This is a genomic window from Lysinibacillus sp. COL-1, from assembly GCF_059814265.1.
The window spans coordinates 2,589,013-2,604,984 of the sequence record NZ_JCAWSJ010000004.1 but is presented as its reverse complement, the minus strand read 5'-3'; the positions used below and the strand labels follow the sequence as shown (position 1 = coordinate 2,604,984).

Genomic DNA, 15,972 nt, shown 5'->3' with positions numbered 1-15,972 from the left:
TGCTACTCTATAAACAAAAATTAAAAAGACAGAACATTTTGTCTATAGCAACGAACATAGTATGGATAGCAATGAGGGGCGTTTAAAATGAGAAGTGACATGATTAAAGTAGGCGTAGATCGAGCGCCACATCGAAGTCTTTTATATGCAACAGGCAAAGTAAAAGCAAAAGATTTAGGCAAACCATTTATTGGGGTTTGTAACTCATATATCGACATAATACCAGGTCACGTTCATTTACGTACGTTCGCTGATGTAGTGAAAGAAGCCATTATTGAAGCGGGTGGTATTCCATTCGAATTTAATACAATTGGTGTCGATGATGGTATTGCAATGGGGCATATTGGTATGCGTTATTCATTACCAAGTCGTGAAATTATAGCAGACTCAGCAGAGACAGTTATTAATGCACATTGGTTTGATGGTGTATTTTATATTCCAAACTGTGACAAAATTACACCAGGGATGCTGATGGCAGCAGTTCGCACAAACGTACCATCTATCTTTGTTTCTGGTGGTCCAATGGAGGCTGGTACTTCTGCTTCAGGCAAGCAGCTTTCTTTAACCTCTGTTTTTGAAGGCGTAGGAGCCCATAAATCAGGAAAGATGTCATCTGAAGAGTTGTTAGATATTGAAAATAATGCATGTCCAACATGTGGCTCATGCTCAGGGATGTTTACAGCCAACTCGATGAACTGTTTAATGGAAATGCTCGGTGTTGCTCTACCAGGGAATGGTACAATCGTTGCCACTTCTGAAGAGCGTCACAAGCTGATTAAAGAAGCAGCCAAACAATTAATTCGTATGGTCAAGGAAGACATTAAGCCACGCGACATTATTACAAAAGAGTCAATTGATGATGCTTTTGCTCTTGATATGGCAATGGGAGGCTCCACAAACACTGTTCTTCATACATTAGCCATTGCCAATGAAGCAGAAATAGATTACAACATTGAAGATATTAATAAAGTAGCAGAGCGAGTACCCTATTTAGCGAAAATTATGCCTGCATCCGATATTTCAATGGATGATATCAATAAAGCGGGTGGTGTTAGTGCCATTATTAATGAATTAACATCCATTCCGGGAGCTATTCATCCAGATCGCCCAACCGTTGCAGGTGTAACGATGGGTGAGCTTGTCAAAGATTATCACATCACGAATGATCAAGTCATTCGAACAAAAGACAATCCCTATAGTGCTGTAGGTGGGTTATCGGTGTTATTTGGTAACATTGCACCTGATGGCTCCGTTATTAAAGTAGGTGCAGTTGATCCTTCCATCAAAGTATTCAAGGGAGAGGCAATCGTCTTTGATTCCCAGGAAGCAGCGCAGGAAAATATTGATAATGGAATAGTGAAAGAGGGCCATGTAGTCGTCATTCGCTATGAAGGACCTAAGGGTGGCCCAGGGATGCCTGAAATGCTTGCACCAACATCTGCGATTCAAGGTCGTGGTCTTGGTACAAAGGTTGCATTAATTACAGATGGTCGTTTCTCAGGTGCATCTCGAGGTATTTCAATTGGTCATATTTCACCAGAAGCTGCTGAAGGCGGTCCAATCGCCTTAGTAGAAAACGGAGATATTATTGAAATTGATCTACCAAATCGTACGATTAATGTACAAGTTTCAGATGAAGTTTTAGCTGAACGTCGTGCAAAATTACCAGTCTTTGAGCCAAAAATCAAACGTGGTTGGTTAGCAAGATATTCAAAATTAGTGACGAACGCTTCCACTGGTGGCGTAATGAAAATTTAACAACTAGATAAATGAAAACGTTGATGAGGTTAAAGGTTCTAGAGCCTTGTATCTACCAGAGAGCCGGTCGTGCTGGAAGCCGGCGATACAACTAGATCCGACATCCCCTCGGAGTGGGCTATTAAACGTGTTTACACCATTAGATAGCTCCGGGCATAGTCGAAAGTGCTCGTTATTAATGAATAAATGTTTTATGACACCCTATTGGATGTGAAATTTTTTGCATAGGTGTATAAATGCAGTCATTTATTCGCGAGGTAGCAATTATTTGCTATAAAAAAGGGTGGTACCATGGAAAGTCTTTTTCATCCCTACGTAAGGTAGTTCTTTGCGTGTGGAGAAAAGGGCTTTTTTATTATTTTCACGACGTAATGAGCAAACTCTCAATGAAAAGGAAGAGAGGTAGACTTACCAGCTAGTGGCACTTTACTAATCTAGAACACTGATGTATGACTTTGAAAGAAATGAAGGAGGCATAAATTGATGAGTGCGAATGTTTCAATCAATGAACAAGAACAATTAGCAACAACAGCAACGGCTGAACAAACCTATCAAGCGAAGGACGGTGCAGATGTTTTAGTGCAGGCTTTGCATGATCAAGGTGTTGAAATCATCTTTGGCTATCCAGGTGGAGCCGTATTACAAATCTATGATGCGATGTATAAAAATCCGATTCGCCATATTTTAACAAGACATGAACAGGGGGCTATTCACGCGGCTGAAGGCTATGCACGTGTCTCAGGTAAAACAGGCGTTGTCATTGCCACAAGTGGACCTGGTGCAACAAACCTCGTAACAGGTATTGCGGATGCCATGATTGATTCCATCCCATTAGTTGTCTTCACAGGTCAGGTTGCTACATCTGTCATTGGAACAGATGCTTTCCAAGAAGCTGATATCATGGGGATTACGACACCAATCACAAAGCACAATTACCAAGTGCAGGATGTCAATGACATTCCACGTATTGTGAAGGAAGCATTCCATATTGCAAGCACTGGACGTAAGGGACCAGTGGTTGTGGACTTTCCAAAAAACGTTTCACAAATGTTGTTTGATGTAGAGAATCCACCACAAGCACCAGATGAAATTTATTTACCAGGCTATCAACCAACCTATAAACCAAACTATTTACAAATTCAAAAGGCGATCCAAGCAATTTCTTTGGCAAAAAATCCAGTTATTTTAGCTGGTGCAGGTGTTCTTTTTGCTGACGCACGTGAGGAATTAACGGCCTTTGCTGAAAAATACCGTATCCCCGTAACGAATACATTGCTAGGGCTAGGCTCCATTCATGGGGAACATGATTTATTCCTTGGAATGGCAGGAATGCACGGTACGGTTACAGCGAATACAGCCATCACAAAAACAGATTTACTACTCAATATCGGTGCACGTTTTGATGATCGCTTAACAGGAAATTTAGCCACATTTGCACCAAATGCAACGATTATCCATATCGATATTGACCCTGCTGAAATTGGTAAAAACGTACCGACAGATATTCCGATTGTTGCGGATGCAAAAGAGGCGTTAAAGGCATTGTTGAAAAAGGATTTCGAAGGTCCTGATACAGCAGACTGGCTAGCCTTTTTAAATAATCATGCGAATGAATACCCATTGTGGTATTGCAAAGATGCCAATACGCAAGAAATCTTACCACAAGAGGCATTGCAATTAGTGCACAAGATTACAGAGGGTGATGCCATTGTAACGACAGATGTAGGGCAGCATCAAATGTGGGCAGCACAATACTACCATTTAAATAATGATCATGCATGGGTAACGTCTGGTGGACTTGGTACGATGGGCTTCGGCTTCCCGGCCGCAATTGGGGCTCAGTTTGCGAAGCCAGACAAAAAAGTTATTTCGATTGTAGGAGATGCTGGATTCCAAATGACGGCACAGGAGCTATCTATTCTACAGGAATTTAACTTACCAGTAAAAATAGTGATTTTGAATAATAGTTGTCTTGGAATGGTGCGCCAATGGCAACAAACATTCTATGAAGAACGTTATTCATCGTCGCTGATGCCAATCCAACCAGATTTTGTTAAATTAGCGGATGCCTATAATATTAAAGGCTATCGTATTAACACAATCGATGAGGCGGAGAATATTTTCCGTGAGGCACTACTTTCTGATGAGCCAGTATTAATTGATTGTCGAGTGAAACAGCTTGAATGTGTTTACCCAATGGTAGCACCAGGCAAAGGCTTACATGAAATGATTGGGGTGAAAAAGAATTGAAACGAGTAATTACTGTAACTGTGATTAACCAAAGTGGTGTATTAAACCGATTGACAGGTTTGTTGATGAAGCGACAGTTCAATATTGAATCGATTACAGTAGGGCATACTGAACAACCAAATTTTTCTAAGATGACCTTTGTTGTCAATGTTGAGGATGAACGCAAAATCGAGCAGCTAGTAAAACAATTATCCAAGCAAATTGATGTGTTAAAAGTCAATGATATTACCGACAAATCAATTGTTCTGCGAGAGCTGGCGCTAGTAAAGGTTATTTCACCACCAAATCTACGCTTGGAAATGAATTCGATTGTTGAACCATTTCGTGCACAAATTATTGATACAGCCAAAAATGTTGTGACGTATCAAGTAGTAGGGCACCCAGAAAAGATTGATGCCTTTATCGAACTCATTCGACCATATGGCATTAAAGAACTGACACGTACAGGAGCCACTGCCTCTGTGCGTGAAACGCAAAAAATCTCAAACCCACAGCTCTCTATTTTAAAATAGTTTGCATATAAAATTGATAGCTTTATTGAAACAGCAAGTTGCTCTAAAGCTATGAAAACCAAACCAAATTCTAGGAGGAAATAAACTATGGCTACAATGTACTATGAACAAAACATCAACGAGGACGTATTAAAAGGAAAAAAAATCGCTATTATCGGTTACGGCTCACAAGGTCATGCACATGCACTAAACCTTAAAGAATCAGGCTTTGACGTAGTAGTTGGGGTTCGCCCAGGTGGATCATTCGATGCTGCGAAAGCTGATGGTATTGACGTGAAAACTGTGGCTGAGGCTGCACAAGAAGCAGATGTGATTCAAATTTTATTACCAGATGAGCGTCAAAAAGCCGTTTATGAAGCAGAAATTGCACCATATTTACAAGCTGGTAAAGCACTGATGTTTGCGCACGGCTTCAATATCCATTTTGGTCAAATTACACCACCAGCAGATGTTGACGTATTTTTAGTAGCACCAAAAGGACCAGGACATTTAGTTCGTCGTCAATTCCAAGAAGGTGCTGGTGTACCAGGTCTATTCGCTATCCATCAAGATGCTACTGGGCAAGCAAAAGATTTAGCACTTGCTTATGGGAAAGGAATTGGTGCTGCGCGAGGTGGTTTACTTGAAACAACATTCAAAGAAGAAACAGAGACAGATTTATTCGGTGAACAAGCAGTACTTTGTGGTGGTGCAACACAGCTAGTAAGAGCAGGTTTCGAAACGTTAGTAGAAGCTGGCTACCAACCAGAACTAGCTTACTTTGAAACGCTACATGAACTTAAATTAATTGTAGACCTAATGTTTGAAGGTGGTATGGCTACAATGCGCTACTCGGTATCTGATACAGCAGAGTGGGGAGATTATGTGGCAGGACCACGCATTATTGATGAAACTGTAAAGGCTCGTATGAAAGACGTGTTAACAGATATCCAAGATGGCACATTTGCACGTCGTTGGATTCAAGAAAATGAAAATGGTCGTCCAGAATATACAAAATTCAAGGAAGCTGGTGCGAACCACCAAATCGAAGAAGTTGGCGCGAAATTACGTGCTATGATGCCATTCATCAACGAAGGGAAAGAAAAAGTTGTGCGAGAAGTAGCGGCAAGTGCGAAAAATTAATATTTTCGATACTGCGCTTCACAATGGTGAACAATTGGCTGAGATCTACTTAACCGCAGCTGAAAATTTACTATGAGGATATATCGACTACCGGCCGTAACTCCTCTCAAGATGTTTAGAAGCTGCTATTAAATGCCATTAACCGTCATTTAATAGCAGGCCTTCGGGAGCACATCCTGTATAGGTTTTAAAGGTAGTGAATCGTATGACATACCATTCACAAGTCGGATGCAATGATGATATGGCGTATTGTATCCATTCACAAAAAATTACGCGTAGACGTAATGAATGCGCCCACCTAAATTAATGGTAGGTGGGCGTCTTTACTAAATTAGCGAATGCGCTATACAAAGAAAGGTGTTTTGATGATGGAGAGAAAAATTACAGTACTTCCTGGTGATGGGATTGGCCCTGAGGTTGTTGCTTCTGCTGTACGTGTATTACAAGTGATTGGTAAACGATTTAATCATACTTTTCATTTGGGGTATGCAACAATTGGAGGTGCTGCTATCGACCAGCATAATAATCCACTACCAGAAGAAACAATCGAGATGTGTGAAAATAGTGATGCGATTTTATTAGGTGCTGTAGGTGGTCCAAAGTGGGATCAGAATCCACCTGAATTACGCCCGGAAAAAGGGTTATTGCGAATTCGCAAACACTTCGATCTTTTTGCAAATCTACGTCCAGTAAAGGCGTTCCCGAGTTTACTAGATGCTTCACCACTGAAACGTGAAGTAGCTGAAAACGTTGATTTAATGATTGTCCGTGAACTAACAGGCGGCGTATACTTCGGGGAACCACGTATGCGTACTGAAAATGGCGCAATTGATACAACGGTCTACTCAAAAGCAGAAGTGGAACGTATTGTTGAAAATGCCTTTGAGCTAGCACGTTTACGTGGCGGCAAATTATGCTCTGTTGATAAGGCGAATGTGCTTGAAACAAGTCGCTTATGGCGAGAAGTCGTAGAAGCTAAGAAAAAAGATTATCCAGATGTGATCGTAGAACATAATCTAGTAGACTCTGTGGCGATGAAACTTATTACAAACCCAGGACACTATGATGTTGTAGTCACTGAAAATATGTTCGGTGATATTTTAAGCGATGAAGCTTCTGTCATTACTGGCTCTTTAGGTGTATTACCATCAGCATCTATCCGTGGCGATAATTTTGGCTTATATGAACCAGTACATGGGTCAGCACCAGAAATTGCAGGGCAAGGAGTCGCAAACCCTGCAGCAACCATTCTTTCTGTCGCTATGATGCTACAATATTCATTTGGTTTAACAGAAGAGGCAGCAGAAATTGAGCGTGCTGTTAGTGCGGTATTTGATGATGGTTACTTTACAGCAGATCTAGCCCGTGACGGCAATCGTATTCTTTCGACAAATGAATGGACAGATAAAGTAATTAATGAAATTGATACTAGCTTTGTTTCACAAAGCATTATGACAACATATATTTAAAGAAATAGGTGAAGACAATGGGTAAAAATATAATTGAAAAGATTTGGGATAAACATGTAGTTTATCAGGAAGAGGGCAAACCGGACCTGTTATATATTGATCTTCATTTAATTCATGAAGTAACATCTCCGCAAGCTTTTGAAGGGCTACGTTTGAATGGACGTAAAGTGCGTCGTCCTGATTTAAGCTTTGCGACAATGGATCATAATGTACCAACGAAAAATTTACAGACTATCCATGATCCCATTGCACGCAATCAAATCGAAACATTGGCTAAAAATGCTGAAGAATTTGGCGTTGAGCTAGCAGGGATGGGTCACCCTGACCAAGGCATTGTACATGTTATCGGGCCTGAGCTAGGGCTAACACAGCCAGGTAAAACAATTGTCTGCGGTGACTCACATACATCCACTCACGGTGCCTTTGGGGCAATTGCTTTTGGGATTGGTACATCAGAGGTAGAGCATGTATTATCGACGCAAACATTATGGCAAAATAAGCCGAAGACGATGGAAATTCGTGTTGAAGGGGAGCTACAAGTTGGCGTAGCAGCTAAAGATATTATTTTAGCCATTATTGCGAAGTTCGGCATTGGCGTTGGTACAGGACATATTGTGGAGTTCACTGGAGAGGCAATCCACAAATTATCAATGGAAGAACGTATGACGATTTGTAATATGTCGATTGAGGCAGGAGCAAAAGCAGGGCTCATCTCACCTGACCAAACAACCGTCGATTATATTCGTGGTCGCAAATATGCACCCCAAGGTGAAAAATTAGAGGAAGCAGCTGCTTATTGGCTAAGCCTTGCCTCAGACGAGGATGCTACGTACGATACAGTTCGTATCATACAAGCAGAAGAAATTGAACCTATCATTACATGGGGTACCAATCCCTCGATGGGTACGGGTGTTTCAGGATATGTGCCTACACAGGCAGATTACGAGGATGACTCTGATAAGGCGGCACTTCAAAAAGCGCTTGCTTATATGGGCTTAGAGGAAGGGCAATCCTTAACATCCATTGACATCCAGCATGTCTTTATTGGCTCCTGTACAAATTCACGAATTAGTGATTTACGTGCGGCAGCTAATATCATCAAAGGACGCAAGGTGCACGATAAGGTCACAGCGATCGTTGTGCCAGGGTCACATACTACGAAAAAGCAAGCGGAGGCAGAAGGTTTGGATAAAATCTTTATGGAAGCTGGCTTTGAATGGCGGGAGTCAGGTTGCTCCATGTGTTTAGCCATGAATGATGATGTCGTACCAGCTGGTGAACGCTGTGCTTCTACATCTAACCGCAACTTTGAAGGACGTCAGGGCGCGGGTTCTCGTACACATTTAGTATCACCACCAATGGCAGCAGCCGCTGCGATTGCAGGTCATTTTGTTGATGTGCGTGAATTTGTCAAGGAAACTGTGTAAATCTTGCTTTACACGGAAGGGATGAGTAAAAATGGAACCAATTAATATCGTCAATAGTGTCATCACACCACTTGATCGTAAAAATGTCGATACAGATCAAATTATTTCAAAGGAATTTCTAAAACGCATTGAGCGCACAGGTTTTGGGCAGTATTTATTTTATCACTGGCGCTATGATGCGCAAGGCAATGAAGTAACAGACTTCGTATTAAATAAACCTGAATTTAAAGCATCAAAAATTCTAGTAGCACAAGATAATTTCGGCTGTGGCTCATCTCGTGAGCATGCACCATGGGCCATTTTAGATTATGGTTTTAATGTAGTAATAGCACCTTCCTTTGCAGATATCTTCCATAATAATTGCTTTAAAAATGGAATTTTACCTATTAAGCTAACAGAAGCCGAATGCGATAATATTCTGGCTAAAGGTTTGGCAAAGCCGTACACAATGGAAGTAAATCTGGCAGAGCAAACTGTAACGGGTGAAGATGGTACAGTGTATCAATTCTCGATTGATCCGTATTATAAGGAAACGTTACTCAATGGCTGGGATGAAATCGCCTTAACCTTTAAATACGAAGACCATATTGCTGCCTATGAAGCAAAGCGGATAGCCTATTAACTTGATAGACTGAAGACAACTTTATGTTGTCTTCAGTTTTTCTTTTACAGTGAAATAAAGTAAAGCTGTTGATTTCCACTACTGATGGATCAATTAGCACCCAAAGATAATTTAGTATGAAAACTAGAGACTGCTATTGATTTCGTTTATTTATCTAGTAGAAAACCTCTCTTCAGCCTAACATCCAAGTATTAATCCCTTCATTCTCATGTCGTAAATGTTCGGCTTCCTCCACAGACGATTCCCAAATATGATGTTGAATGAGTTTCTGGTGATTTGTCTATTAAAGAAATGTTTAGCTTCCCCATACTCATATATAAATGGAAGGTACTAAGTTCTATGGTCTAATTGTGTCTTAGTGTTCAAATTATAAAAGAAAAAATTCCTAAATATAACATTATCTATTGATATTTTTACATAATATGTTATTTTAAAATGGGTAATATAGTACCAAATAATAAATATATTACCAAATAAGTAATGTAGTACTATAGGAGGACTTATTATGAAGAAAAAATTTAAATTCAATCAAGTGTTAATTGGGATTAGCACAATGGCACTGTCGTTAGGAGGGTTACAAGCAGAAGCATCAGCAGCAGAAAAAACGCCCTATAATGTATTACAAATGAAACCAATTGGCATAGAAACGTCGAAAGATGAAATTGTACACTCTACAAAGGCTGATGAAACATTATCATTTGATGAACGTTTGGAAATTGGAGATTTTTCGCAACATCCAGCTCCAATTATAGAACAGGCTGATACGAAGCAATTGCAGGAAAAGTACTCGATGGCAGAGCTTAATAAAATGAACGATCGTGAGCTAATTGATACGCTAGGAAATATTCGGTGGTATCAAATAACAGACTTGTTCCAATTCAGTGAGGAAACAAAAGCTTTCTATCAAAATGAAGAACGCATGCAAGTGATTATTAATGAATTGGGGAAAAGAGGAAGTTCTTTTACGAAAGATGATTCAAAGGGGATTGAAACATTTGTTGAGCTATTGCGTTCGGCTTTTTATGTAGCATTTTATAATAACGAACTAGGTTATTTAAACGAGAGAAGTTTCCAAGATAAGTGTTTACCAGCATTAAAAGAAATAGCTAAGAATCCGAACTTTAAACTAGGTACAGCTGAACAAGATAAAGTAGTATCTGCCTATGGGAAATTAATAGGTAATGCTTCTAGTGATGCGGAAACAGTTCAACTTGCTACGAAGATTTTAAAGCAGTATAACGAAAATCTCTCTACATTTGAAGACGAGTCGTCAAAAGGACAAGCTATATACGATGTAATACATGGCATTGATTATGACTTACAGTCGTATTTATATGATACTCGTAAAGAAGCTAATACGACGATGTGGTATGGCAAAATTGATAGCTTCATAAATGAAGTTAATAAAATTGCTCTTATACATAATGTGACAGATAACAATAGTTGGTTAATCAATAATGGCATTTATTATGCAGGGCGTTTAGGAGGCTTCCATAGTAATCCGAATAAAGGTTTAGAAGTTGTTACACAAGCGATGCAAATGTATCCATATTTAAGTGAAGCTTATTTTGTAGCAGTAGAGCAAATTACTACAAATTATGGTGGAAAAGACTATAGTGGAAAGACAGTAGATTTACAGCAAGTACGTGAAGAAGGAAAGGAGCAGTATCTACCGAAAACATATACATTTGATGATGGATCCATTGTATTTAAAACGGGAGATCAAGTAACAGAAGACAAAATTCAAAGATTATACTGGGCTGCAAAAGAAGTAAAAGCACAATATCATCGTGTAATTGGGAATGATAAAGCATTAGAACCAGGTAATGCTGACGATGTCTTAACAGTAGTCATTTATAACTCTCCAGATCAATATCGATTAAACCGTCAATTGTATGGATATGAAACAAATAATGGTGGTATTTATATTGAAGAGAATGGAACGTTCTTTACATATGAACGGACGCCAGAGCAAAGTATTTATAGTTTAGAAGAGTTGTTCCGTCATGAATATACACATTATTTACAGGGTAGGTATGAGGTTCCAGGTTTATTCGGAACAGGTGATATGTACCAAAACGAGCGACTAACATGGTTCCAGGAAGGAAATGCAGAATTTTTCGCTGGATCAACGCGTACAAATGACATTGTTCCACGTAAGAGTATTATTAGTGGATTATCGGAGGATCCATCACAACGCTATACAGCTGAACAAACAATGTTTGCAAAATATGGATCATGGGATTTTTATAACTATTCATTTGCATTGCAGTCTTATATGTATAATCACCAATTTGATACATTTGATAGGATTCAAGATTTAATTCGAGCGAACGATGTGAAAAATTATGATGCGTATCGTGACACTTTAAGTAAAGATCCACAACTAAATGCGGAATACCAAGCCTATATGCAGCAATTGATTGATAATCAAGAAAAATACGAGGTACCACAAGTATCAGAAGATTATTTAGTGCAACATCAACCAAAAGCGTTAGACGAAGTGGAGCAAGAAATTGTCGATATTGCTAACCTAAAAGATGGAAATATGACAAAACATAAATCTCAATTTTTTAATACATTTACACTCGAAGGCACGTATAGAGGTAGTGAAACACAAGGTGAATCTCAAGATTGGAAAACGATGAGTAAGCAAGTGAACCAAGTATTGGAGCAACTGTCGCAAAAAGAATGGAGCGGCTATAAAACAGCGACAGCGTATTTTGTAAACTACCGTGTGAATGCGGCAAACCAGTTTGAATATGATGTTGTTTTCCATGGCATTGCGACGGATGAGGGAGAAAATCAAGCGCCTTTTGTAACTATAAATGGTCCATATACTGGAATCAAAAATGAAAAAATCCAGTTCAAAAGCGATGGTTCAAAAGATCACAATGGAGATATCGTTTCTTATCTTTGGGATTTTGGTGATGGAAAAACAAGTGAAGAGGCAAACCCTATTCATGTATACGAAGATGAAGGAACATACAATGTGATATTAACAGTGCAAAATGATAAGGGAGTAGCAAGTAAAGCTAAAACAATTGTAACTGTACGGAGAGGGGAGCAGACAGAGAATAATCATCCCGAAGAAGCGACTATCATGCCATTTAATATGCCTCTAAAAGGTAGTTTGATTGATAAGGATACGAATGTATATCAATTCGATATTACGTCTCCAGAAGAAATAGATATTTCTGTTGTAAATGAAAATCAAATTGGCATGACATGGGTGCTTTATCATGAGTCTGATATGCAAAATTACACTTCCTATGGGCAGGAAGATGGGAATATTATAAAAGGAAAATTGAATGCAAAACCAGGAAAATATTATTTATATATTTATAAATTTGATAATGAAAACGGGACATATACAGTAAATGTACGGAATGGAGCGCAAACAGAGATAGAACCAAATAATCATCCCGAAGAAGCGACTATAATGCCATTTAATATGCCAATAAAAGGTAGCTTGCTTGATGATGATAATACGGATATATATCAATTCGATGTTACGTCTCCAAAAGAAATAGATATTTCTGTCGTAAATGAAAATCAAATTGGCATGACATGGGTACTTTATCATGAGTCTGATATGCAAAATTACACTTCCTATGGACAGGAAGATGGAAGTATTATAAAAGGAAAATTAAATGCAAAACCAGGAAAGTATTATTTATATATTTATAAATTTGATAATGAAAATGGAACATATACTGTTAATGTACACTAATACTATTTTTTAAGATAAACGAAAATTCTTGTTTTTAGTGTGACGAGTAGCATTGAAAACTAAATAGTGTACGTAAGACATTCCTAGTTTAAAAAGCCCAATTTCTCTGTAATTAAATAGAGAAATTGGGCTTTGTTCTTACAATCGAGTTGAGTTTGTTTGAATCGTAAATTTTGAGACATTTTCCTGCATTTTATTAGCTAACTTTGCTAATTCTTCACTGGAATTGGCAATTTCATAAATGGAGTTTGTTTGATTTTGTAAATATGCGGCTGCTTCTTCCGTACCAGCTGCATTTTCTTCCGATATGGCAGATAAGTTTTGTAGAATATCTATTACTTCGTCCTTCTTTTCACCCATATTATTGCCTAAGTTATATAATTCCTCAATGACCGTTTTTATTTTTTCAATAGAGTTTGCAACATCTTCAAACTTGCCATTCGTAGTATTAACACTTGTAGCTTGAGAATTGACAATATGATTCACTTCTTGGATAGTCTGAACAGCTTGTCCAGTTTTTGCTGTTAAGTCTCCTATAACAGTGGCAATTTCCTTAGTGAATTGATTTGATTGCTCCGCCAATTTTCGTATTTCGTCCGCAACAACTGCAAACCCTTTTCCAGCTTCGCCAGCTCTAGATGCTTCAATAGCCGCATTTAAAGCTAATAAATTCGTTTGTTCCGAAATGGTTCTTATCATCTGGCTTGCATTTTGAATTTTCCCAGAGCTTTCGTTTGTCGTGAGAATGATGTCATAAATTTCTTTTGCTGCCTTATTATTTTCTTCTGTTTTAGCAACAAGCTCTTTTAATATGAGTAAGCTTTCATCTTTAATATGGCTTACTTCATCGACAAATAGATTCAGATTTTCTAAATGATCCTGATTACTTTCAATTAATTCTCCTAGCTCTCCAATACTTGCAGTCCCGTATTCGGTATCTTTTGCTTGTTCCACAGCTCCCTTAGCAATGTCTTCAACAGCAGATGATAAATCCTTTGAAGACTCTAAAGAAGTACTGGTTGCATCTCGCAGTTCTTCAGATGATGCAGTAACCTTATTCGAAGTTAGACTGATTTCATTAAGTAAATCAACAAAGTGATTTTGCATCTCATTTAAAGCATATGTAAGCTTACCTACTTCATCGTTTCTAGTTGTATATTTTGGGGGGATTAACTCAGTGAATTCTCCTTTTCCCATGTCATTGCATTTATCAACTGCTAACAGTAAAGGTTTGAACATTTTATTTAAAATAAAAATCATTAAAATAATGAATAAAATACAGCCAACAGCAACTGTAATAATTTCCTTTAGTAAAATGGCATTCGTAACTTTTGTGATGTCACCCTCGAAAATACCTACATCCATAGATCCGTAAAGCGTATTATTTATATAAATCGGTACCATTATATCGAACGTCCAACTTTTCTGAATATCCGCATAGAATCTACTAGTCATCGTTTTCCCATTTTTCGCTCCATCTACAGAGTAGGAATCATCTTCATAGTTTTTACCTATTTTCTCCTTATCACTATGGGCAATTGCCGTAACATTTTTATCAATGACAACTGCATAAGCAATTCCATTTTGTTGTACTTTGTTTTCAACGAAATTTTGCAGTTCCACTGTAGGATTAGAATTAGAAACTAGAATATTCTCCACTTGACGTGCAATTTCATCGACCTGCTGTATACTCTTTTCTAATAAAGCATCTGAAACATTTTCTTTAACTGTCTTAATATTTAAATAGGAACTGATGCTGATAATCGAAATAAACAGTAAAAGTGATATTCCAATAATACGATTTTTTAAGCTTCCTTTTCTGACTCTACCATTTTTCTGCTGTTGACCCATAGACACTTACCACCTTCTTTTTATTATCTCTATTTTAAAATTAATTATAGTACTTTAGTTGTAGTTAATCAATATGATTTAGAACAAGGGTATTACTATAGCTTTTTCATTTTCATTGTTTTAAAAATGTTACCTTAGTTGGTGAACTTCCTTATTTTCTAGGTTTTGTTAGCTGTTCATTTTCGTATTTGAAAAAGGCTTACCGCAAACCCTCTTATATCAACTATCTCTTGAAAATTTAACATATGGACAAATGAAGGAACGCTACTACAGGTGAGATGGTTTATGTTAAACATGGCAGGCAGCTTAAAAGAATTTTTATGCTTAAAGAGTATGTTTATTATGTAGTGAATGACCATTTTTAAACATAATGAAAAATGACAAAAGGAAGCGAGTATGAACTTCTCGCTTCCTTTTGTCGACAGTCTGAACAGTCTCCGAGAAATCGAAGCTGTTTTATTGTATCTTTTGAAAACCCCTTGCTATGCGAGGGGTTCTAAAGAACTTCTAGCTATGGACAAGAAAAAAACCCCAATCGTACAATGAATTCAGGTCTGGTCAACCGACTTCGTACGAAAGGAGATCCAAATGGATAATAAAAGTTTAGCACACGCAACATGGAATTGTAAGTATCACATTGTCTTTGCGCCAAAATATAGAAGGCAGATTATTTATGGACAAATCAAAGCAGACATAGGTAAAATTTTACGCCAGTTATGTGAAAAAAAGGAGTAGAAATTATAGAAGCAACAGCCTGCCCTGATCATATTCATATGTTGGTGAGTATTTCACCCAAACTAAGTGTTTCATCGTTTGTGGGATATTTGAAAGGGAAAAGTAGTTTAATGATATTCGATCGACATGCGAGCCTGAAATACAAATATGGAAATAAAATCATTCAGGAATATATAAAAAATCAATTACAAGAGGATATTCTTGAGGATCAAATGACCATGAAAGAATTCATCGATCCTTTTACAGGAGAAGAAATAAAAGCAAACAAACGAAAATAATAAGACCACTTTAGTGGTAGCTTGAAAATGGGGTGCGGTTGGCGGACCTTTCAGAGTGTCTTTAGACATGGGCCAGTATCCAAGCGTTTCACGAGAAGAGCAAACCACCAGTTGGACTGGTGGTTCTGATTTTATTAAATAGCAATACAATATAGCTTTGAAATAAAGTTGCAGTGTTTACAAAAAAAGATAAGATGTTTGAAATAAAGCCGCAA

General features: G+C 38.1%; 9 protein-coding genes and 1 pseudogene. 9 read left to right on the top strand and 1 reads right to left on the bottom strand.

What is annotated here, in order from left to right:
* Positions 1-87: 87 nt before the first annotated feature.
* From ilvD to AC6BKE_RS21160, 8 genes are all read left to right on the top strand, one after another.
* On the top strand, positions 88-1,758 hold the full coding sequence (ilvD, locus tag AC6BKE_RS21195) for a dihydroxy-acid dehydratase (protein WP_036123280.1): 1,671 nt from the start codon (positions 88-90) through the stop codon (positions 1,756-1,758).
* A 483-nt stretch (positions 1,759-2,241) separates the two neighbouring features.
* The gene (gene ilvB / locus AC6BKE_RS21190) at positions 2,242-4,008 is read left to right on the top strand and encodes a biosynthetic-type acetolactate synthase large subunit (RefSeq protein ID WP_058844541.1); all 1,767 of its coding nucleotides are present in this window, start codon (positions 2,242-2,244) and stop codon (positions 4,006-4,008) included.
* A complete protein-coding gene (ilvN, locus tag AC6BKE_RS21185; RefSeq protein ID WP_036123293.1) occupies positions 4,005-4,520 on the top strand; it encodes an acetolactate synthase small subunit in 516 nt (171 codons plus the stop codon). Before ilvB ends, ilvN begins: the two co-directional genes overlap by 4 nt.
* Positions 4,521-4,607: 87 nt before the next feature.
* Positions 4,608-5,642 (top strand): ketol-acid reductoisomerase, encoded by a 1,035-nt coding sequence (ilvC, locus tag AC6BKE_RS21180; RefSeq protein ID WP_036123296.1) that lies wholly within the window; start codon positions 4,608-4,610, stop codon positions 5,640-5,642.
* A gap of 368 nt (positions 5,643-6,010) precedes the next feature.
* Positions 6,011-7,111 carry a 3-isopropylmalate dehydrogenase gene (leuB, locus tag AC6BKE_RS21175; RefSeq protein ID WP_036123302.1) on the top strand — a complete coding sequence of 367 codons (1,101 nt, stop codon included), beginning with the start codon at positions 6,011-6,013 and terminating at the stop codon, positions 7,109-7,111.
* A 17-nt stretch (positions 7,112-7,128) separates the two neighbouring features.
* Positions 7,129-8,538, top strand: coding sequence for a 3-isopropylmalate dehydratase large subunit (gene leuC / locus AC6BKE_RS21170; protein WP_058844542.1), 1,410 nt, complete (start codon positions 7,129-7,131; stop codon positions 8,536-8,538).
* A gap of 31 nt (positions 8,539-8,569) precedes the next feature.
* Positions 8,570-9,160, top strand: coding sequence for a 3-isopropylmalate dehydratase small subunit (gene leuD / locus AC6BKE_RS21165; RefSeq protein ID WP_058844543.1), 591 nt, complete (start codon positions 8,570-8,572; stop codon positions 9,158-9,160).
* Positions 9,161-9,665: 505 nt separating this feature from the next.
* A complete protein-coding gene (locus AC6BKE_RS21160) occupies positions 9,666-12,893 on the top strand; it encodes a collagenase (protein WP_499857944.1) in 3,228 nt (1,075 codons plus the stop codon).
* Positions 12,894-13,031: 138 nt separating this feature from the next.
* Here AC6BKE_RS21160 and AC6BKE_RS21155 read toward each other — a convergent pair whose 3' ends face one another.
* On the bottom strand, positions 13,032-14,744 hold the full coding sequence (locus AC6BKE_RS21155; RefSeq protein ID WP_499857942.1) for a methyl-accepting chemotaxis protein: 1,713 nt from the start codon (positions 14,742-14,744) through the stop codon (positions 13,032-13,034).
* A 588-nt stretch (positions 14,745-15,332) separates the two neighbouring features.
* Here AC6BKE_RS21155 and tnpA point away from each other — a divergent pair.
* Positions 15,333-15,757: pseudogene (gene tnpA / locus AC6BKE_RS21150) on the top strand (IS200/IS605 family transposase).
* The last annotated feature ends 215 nt before the right edge of the window (positions 15,758-15,972 follow it).

Coding starts and splice junctions, on each gene's coding strand:
- ilvD (WP_036123280.1), top strand. CDS start 88: ATGAGAAGTGACATGATTAAAGTAGGCGTAGATCGAGCGCCACATCGA.
- ilvB (WP_058844541.1), top strand. CDS start 2,242: ATGAGTGCGAATGTTTCAATCAATGAACAAGAACAATTAGCAACAACA.
- ilvC (WP_036123296.1), top strand. CDS start 4,608: ATGGCTACAATGTACTATGAACAAAACATCAACGAGGACGTATTAAAA.
- leuB (WP_036123302.1), top strand. CDS start 6,011: ATGGAGAGAAAAATTACAGTACTTCCTGGTGATGGGATTGGCCCTGAG.
- leuC (WP_058844542.1), top strand. CDS start 7,129: ATGGGTAAAAATATAATTGAAAAGATTTGGGATAAACATGTAGTTTAT.
- leuD (WP_058844543.1), top strand. CDS start 8,570: ATGGAACCAATTAATATCGTCAATAGTGTCATCACACCACTTGATCGT.
- AC6BKE_RS21160 (WP_499857944.1), top strand. CDS start 9,666: ATGAAGAAAAAATTTAAATTCAATCAAGTGTTAATTGGGATTAGCACA.
- AC6BKE_RS21155 (WP_499857942.1), bottom strand. CDS start 14,744: ATGGGTCAACAGCAGAAAAATGGTAGAGTCAGAAAAGGAAGCTTAAAA.